Source organism: Devosia sp. (assembly GCF_030689745.1).
Classification (GTDB): Bacteria; Pseudomonadota; Alphaproteobacteria; order Rhizobiales; family Devosiaceae; genus Devosia; species Devosia alba.
This window is the reverse complement of sequence record NZ_JAUYGL010000118.1, coordinates 1-6,140: the sequence shown is the minus strand read 5'-3', so window position 1 is coordinate 6,140 and position 6,140 is coordinate 1. Positions and strand designations below refer to the sequence as shown.

The window sequence follows — 6,140 nt, the reverse complement described above, 5'->3', positions numbered from 1 at the left end:
TCAGCAAACCCCATATTGGTCAGGGTTTCGAGCGTGCCGGGATCGTCATCGCTGCCGGTGAACACCAGATTGCCCTCGCCGCTCCCCAGGCTTTCACCCTCGGTGAACAGATCGGAATAATAGGCGGTGACCAGTTCGAGGGCGGCGCGATAGTCGGTCTCGAACTGGCGCAGATCGGGCTCGCCCATCAGCTGCCCGATCACCGCGACGTCGGCGGCAGTGGCCGGCATGACATGGGTCTGCTCATCGCGCAGCATCTGCAGCCGGTTCTCCCCGGCGCGCAGATACCAGTAGGTCTGGCTCAGCTCAGTGGCGGCGCGGGGTGAAATCCAGTTGGCGTCGGCCAGCGCAGCCAGGGCATGGGCTGTCGGCTTGACGCGCAGGGTCTTGTCGCGACCACCGGCGATCAATTGCTGGGTCTGGGTGAAAAACTCGATCTCGCGGATGCCGCCGCGGCCCAGCTTGACGTTGTGGCCCTCGACGCGGATCGAGCCGACATTCTTGGCGATATTGATCTGGCGCTTCATCGCCTGGATGTCGGCGATGGTGGCGAAGTCGAGATGCTTGCGCCAGATGTAGGGCGCCAGCTCCTTGAGGAAGGCCTGTCCCACCTGGCGGTCCCCCGCACAGGCGCGCGCCTTGATCCAGGCGGCCCGCTCCCAGTTCTGGCCGCGGCTCTCGTAATAGGACAGCGCCGCATCAACCGAAATGGCGACCGGGGTCGAGCCCGGATCGGGGCGCAGGCGCAAATCGGTGCGGAACACATAGCCATGGGGCTGGCGGTCTTCCATCAGCCCGACCAGCTTCTGCACCATGCGTGAATAGGTCCTGGTGGCCTCCAGCGGATCGCGCAGCACGCCCTTTTGCGGATCGTAGAACACCACGATGTCGATATCGGAGGAGTAGTTCAGCTCCTGGCCGCCATGCTTGCCCAGCGCAAAGATGGCCAGACCGGAATTGGCCGCGTTGGCCTGGTCGGGTGGCAGGGTGAGCTGGTCGCGCGCGCTGGCCTGACGCATCAGAAGATTGAGCGCGGCATCAAGGGCAGCGTCGGCCAGATCCGAGAGCGCGGCGGTGGCCTGCGCCGTGGTCCAGGCCCCCCCGGTTTCGGCAATGGCCGCCAGCAGCGCCGTGCGGCCCTTGGCTATGCGCAGAATGGGGCCGAGTTCGGCTTCGTCAGCCGCGGTATTGCCCGCCGTTTCAACTGCATCAATGATGTCGATGAAACTGCCATCGGGCGTGTCGCTGAGCGCCGCCACCAGCCAATCCACATTGTCCTGGGCCAGCCCCAGCAGATAGGGCGCCAGTTCCAGCAGCGGGCCAAGGGCTGTTGCCGCCTGGCCGAGCACCGCCTGGTGGGCGTCGGACTGCTCGCCCAGCCACGCGCTGAAAACCGGCGTCGGGATCGGGGGAAGCGGATTGAGTTTTGTGACCATGCAAAAGGGATAGCTTGGCGGGCCAATGGCGGCAAGGCGCCTGACGCGACTAACTCGGGACCCGGGCTGAAGGGTCAGGCGGCCGGCAGGTCGATCACGGCGCGCACGCCCGGCGCATTGTCCTCGACATGAAAGCTGCCGCCATGCAGCCGGGCCACGGCATTGACCAGTGACAGGCCCAGGCCCGAGCCGGACTCGGAGCGGCTCTTTTCGAGGCGAACAAACCGTTCGATGACGCGCTGGCGGTCGGGTTCGGGAATGCCGGGGCCATTATCGGCCACTTCGATCAGCACACGGTCACCGGCCCGACGCAGGCCGACGGTAATCCGCCCCTGCGCTTGTCCCTCGCCCTGGCCCTCGGGCCGGGCATATTTGACTGCATTTTCCAGCAGATTGACCATGGCCTGGCCAATCAACTCGCGGTTGGCATGCAGGTGCACGCCTTCGGTGATGGCGGTTTCCACGACAATGCCGGCATCTTCGGCGACCGGACCATAAAGCTCGGCCACATCGGCGACGATGGCGCTGACATCGTTGTCCTTGAGCGCGCCCGAGGGGGCCCCGGCCTCGGCGCGGGCGATCATCAGCAGGGCGTTGAAGGTCTGGATCAGACGGTCGCTTTCGGCAATGGTGGTTTCCAGCGCCTGCTGGCGGGTTTCATCGCTGGCGCCCTCGCGCAAGGCCGACTCGGCCTGATTGCGCAGCCGCGTCAGCGGCGTCTTGAGATCATGGGCGACATTGTCGGTGACTTCCTTGAGCCCCTGCAGCAATTGCTCGATGCGGTCCAGCATGGCGTTCAGATTGGTGGCGAGACCATCAAACTCGTCATTGCGCCTGGTCACCGGCACGCGTTCGGACAGATTACCCGACATGATCTTGGTGGAGGTATCGCGGATCGCATCAATGCGGCGCAGCACGCGTTGCGCGGTGATGCCTCCGGCAATGATGGAAAAGGCGATGATGCCGAGCACGCCGATCAGAAAGCTCTGGATGATGATGGCGGAAAAGCCGCGCCGCTCGACCACGTCGCGCCCGACGACCAGGCGCATGCCATTGCTCAGCTCGACCGAGCGCACCACGGCATAGCCCGATTTGGCGGACTGCGGGACCCGCTCATCAAGCTGTTCGGGGTTGTCGGTCAGCGCGTCGGCGCGTTCATAGTCGAAGCCGTAAGTGCCCGGCGTCAGCAGCACATCCACCGGCACATCGGTGACATTGCCCAGCAGGTACTGGCCCGAAGCATCACCGAGAAAATACACCCCCGGCCCCGGCGCGCGCGAGATGCGCTCGACAGCAAAGGCCAGCGCGCGCACGCCCTGATTGGCATCGATGCGCTGCAGGATGCGTACTTCACGGTCGATTTCATCGGCCTGCTGGCGCTGGATCGAGACGTTGGACTGCCAGCCGATAAAGCCCAGCAGCAGAATCGAGAAGATCCCGAAGATCAGAATGAACGTGGCCGTCAGGCGGACCGTCGAGGTGCGCCAGAGCTGGGCAAAATGGCTGAACTGGCTCACCAGCTACTCGCGGATCATATAGCCGGCGCCACGCACGGTCTGCAGCAACGGGCTGGCATGGCCCTTGTCGATCTTGGAGCGCAGGCGCGACATGTGCACGTCAATGACATTGGTCTGAGGATCAAAGTGATAGTCCCAGACATTTTCCAGCAGCATGGTGCGGGTCACCACCTTGCCGGCGTTCTTCATCAGATATTCCAGCAGGCGGAACTCACGCGGCTGCAGCAGGATGGTCTCGCCGTCGCGCTCGACCTTGCGCGACAGGCGATCAAGGCTCAGCCCCCCCACGGCATAGCTGGTGGCGGCTTCCGACGGGCTGGAGCGGCGCGCCAGCACTTCGACACGGGCCAGCAATTCGGTAAAGGCATAGGGCTTGGTCAGGTAGTCATCGCCGCCCGCCCGCAGGCCGGTCACACGGTCATCGACTTCCCCCAGCGCGGACAGAATGAGCACCGGGGTCTTGTCGCCCTCGGCGCGCAGCGATTCAACGATGGACAGGCCATCGCGGCGCGGCAGCATCCGGTCGACGATGAGAACGTCATAATCCATGCCCGAAGCCATGGCGTAGCCGGTTTCGCCATCAGCGGCGTGATGGGTGATATGCCCGGCCTCGTCGAGCGCCTGCATCAGATAGCTTGCGGCCTCGCGATCATCTTCGATCAGCAGAATCTTCACCGCGACGCTCCGTGTGTGGCGCTAGATATTTCAGTCGTCACCCTCCCCCTTGCGGGGAGGGTCAGGGAGGGGGTGGGTTGGCCCAAATATCGGTGCTCTCGCACCCCCTCCCAACCTCCCCCGTCGAGGGGGAGGTGCCGTCCGGTAATTGTGGCACGACAAGCGCCACAACAATGCATGGTTACTCGCTCAGCGGCAGGCCGATGAAGCGGGCCTCGCCGTCACGGCTGGCCTTGACCAAAGCCGTATTGAGCCCCTTGGCCTTGACCGCGTCGATCGCCGCTTCGAACTCTTCGAGGCTGGCCACCGGCGTGTTGTTGACCTCAAGAATGGCGTCGCCAACGGCCAGACCCTTCTCCGCAGCTGGCGAGTCCTCGTCCACCTGCTGGATCAGCAGGCCACCGCCGCCATCGGCATTGGGCACCAGTGTCAGGCCGACACTGGACTTGCTGGGCAGTTCGGCCGGCGGGGTCGGCTGGACCGGCTCTTCGGTGGCAGCGGCAGTCTCATTGAGGGTCTGCAGCTTGACCGACAGCTTGGTCTCGGCGCCATCACGCCAGATGGTCAGTTCAACCGTGGAGTCGGGGGTCTTGCCGGCAATGGTGCGGCTAAGGTCGAGCGCATCCTCGATCGGGTCGCCATCAACGGCGGTGATGATGTCGCCAGATTTGACGCCGGCATCACCGGCCGGGCCGTCAGTGGCCGGTTCACGCACGATGGCGCCCTTGGCATCGCTCAGGCCGACACCGTCAGCAATGTCACGGGTGACATCCTGAATGGAGACGCCAAGATAGCCGCGGGTCACCGAGCCATCATCGATCAACTGCTGAACGATGCCCTTGACGGTAGCCGCCGGGATCGCAAAGGCGATGCCGACATTGCCGCCATTGGGCGAGTAGATGGCGGTGTTGACGCCGATCACTTCACCCTCGGTATTGAAGGCGGGGCCACCGGAATTGCCGGTGTTGACGGCCGCGTCGATCTGCAGGAAATCGCCATAATTGGAGCCGCCGATATTGCGGCCGGAACCGGAGATGACGCCGACGGTCACGGTGCCGCCCAGGCCAAACGGATTGCCCACGGCCACCACCCAGTCGCCGACGCGGCTGGCTTCGGTCTCAAACTTGACGAAGGGCAGATCGCTGCCCTCGATCTTGAGCACGGCCAGATCGGTGCGCTGGTCGGTGCCGACAATGGTGGCGACCTTTTCGGTGCCGTCCTCGAACAGCACCGTTACCTTGGTGGCATCTTCAACGACGTGATTATTGGTGACGATATAGCCATCAGCCGAGATCACGAAGCCGGAGCCGGCGGCCATGTACTGGCGCGGCTTGGGCGCGGGGGCGTCGCTGCCAGGACCCTGCTGACCGAACTGGTCAAAGAAATCGCGGAAGGGATGGCCCTCGGGCAAATCTGGGAAATTGAAATCGAACTGACGCCCGCCCCGCTGCACCCGGCTATTCTGGCTTTCCTGGGCCTCGACAAGAATGGAGACCACGGCGGGTTTGACGGCCTCGACCAGATCGGCAAAGCCGGCATGGGGCTGAATTTCCTGCGGCACGACAATCTGGGCAGCGTTCTGCACCTGGGCATTTGCCGTCTGGCCGGTGATGACATAGGCGGTGGAAACACCGCCGACACCGATCATCAGCGCCAAGGCAGAAACCCCGAGCCAGCGACTGGTACGTTTCATGATGGATGGACGCATTGCGGTTGTTCTCCTTCGGGCAAGCCCTCAACAGCTTGAGGGGGTGGTTATGAAACACCTGAGCTTGCTGCGAGGTTGCGCCAACATTAAGGTTTGGCAATGTTGAGGGCGAGATTGCGGCGGTAAATCAGTCGCTGCTGTGGCGCTCAATACTATCGAGCGCAGCCTGTTCCTCGGCACTCAACCCTGGCTGAACAGTGGTGGGCCGCTGACGCCCCACCATCACCAGCACCAGCAAGCCCGCGAGCAGCAAGGCGGGAGCGGCGATCCACAGCAGCAGGGTCTGATCAGTGACGCGCGGATTGAGCAGCACATATTCGCCGTAGCGGTCCACCAGATATTGCTGCACCGCCGCATCACTATCGCCGGCGACCAGCCGCTCGCGCACCAGAAGGCGCAGATCCTTGGCCAGATCGGCATCGCTGTCGTCAATCGACTGATTCTGGCAGACCAGACAGCGCAGCCCCGCCGAGATATCGCGCGCCCGCTGCTCAAGCACCGGATCATCGAGCATTTCATCGGGACTGACGGCCAGCGCCGCGCCGCTCAGCAGCAGGACCATGGTCAGGGCAAGGGCGCGCAGCCAGATCATTCTGCCGGCTCCGGCGCCGCTTTGCGCGCGCGGCGGGGCGCGCCCACGCGCACCTTGCGGTCGGTGAGCGAGATGATGCCGGCGAGCGCCATCAGCAAGGTGCCCAGCCAGATCAGCGTGATGTAGGGCTTGTGCCAGACCCGCACGACATGGGTATTTTCCAGCGGCTCGCCCAATTGCAGATAGAGCTGGGAGAAGCCGTAGGTTTCGAT

5 protein-coding genes and 1 pseudogene are annotated in these 6,140 nt (G+C 63.9%); all 6 read right to left on the bottom strand.

Annotated features, from left to right (window positions below; genetic code table 11):
* A pseudogene (locus tag Q8O80_RS10845) lies at positions 1 to 1,436 on the bottom strand (bifunctional [glutamine synthetase] adenylyltransferase/[glutamine synthetase]-adenylyl-L-tyrosine phosphorylase); the annotation flags it as partial.
* Positions 1,437 to 1,510: 74 nt separating this feature from the next.
* Complete coding sequence (locus tag Q8O80_RS10840) at positions 1,511 to 2,953, bottom strand: HAMP domain-containing sensor histidine kinase (protein ID WP_305579486.1); 1,443 nt, start codon at positions 2,951 to 2,953, stop codon at positions 1,511 to 1,513.
* A gap of 3 nt (positions 2,954 to 2,956) precedes the next feature.
* The gene (locus Q8O80_RS10835) at positions 2,957 to 3,628 is read right to left on the bottom strand and encodes a response regulator transcription factor (RefSeq protein ID WP_305579485.1); all 672 of its coding nucleotides are present in this window, start codon (positions 3,626 to 3,628) and stop codon (positions 2,957 to 2,959) included.
* Positions 3,629 to 3,809: 181 nt separating this feature from the next.
* Positions 3,810 to 5,336 carry a Do family serine endopeptidase gene (locus Q8O80_RS10830; RefSeq protein WP_305579484.1) on the bottom strand — a complete coding sequence of 509 codons (1,527 nt, stop codon included), beginning with the start codon at positions 5,334 to 5,336 and terminating at the stop codon, positions 3,810 to 3,812.
* Positions 5,337 to 5,463: 127 nt separating this feature from the next.
* Positions 5,464 to 5,928, bottom strand: coding sequence for a cytochrome c-type biogenesis protein (locus Q8O80_RS10825; RefSeq protein WP_305579483.1), 465 nt, complete (start codon positions 5,926 to 5,928; stop codon positions 5,464 to 5,466).
* The coding region (locus Q8O80_RS10820; RefSeq protein ID WP_305579482.1) for a cytochrome c-type biogenesis CcmF C-terminal domain-containing protein at positions 5,925 to 6,140 on the bottom strand (216 nt) is incomplete at its 5' end. The genes Q8O80_RS10820 and Q8O80_RS10825, both read right to left, overlap by 4 nt.

What these genes read in the sequence shown, in the direction of transcription:
- Q8O80_RS10830 (WP_305579484.1), bottom strand. Translation starts at nt 5,336, where the DNA reads ATGCGTCCATCCATCATGAAACGTACCAGTCGCTGGCTCGGGGTTTCT.
- Q8O80_RS10825 (WP_305579483.1), bottom strand. Translation starts at nt 5,928, where the DNA reads ATGATCTGGCTGCGCGCCCTTGCCCTGACCATGGTCCTGCTGCTGAGC.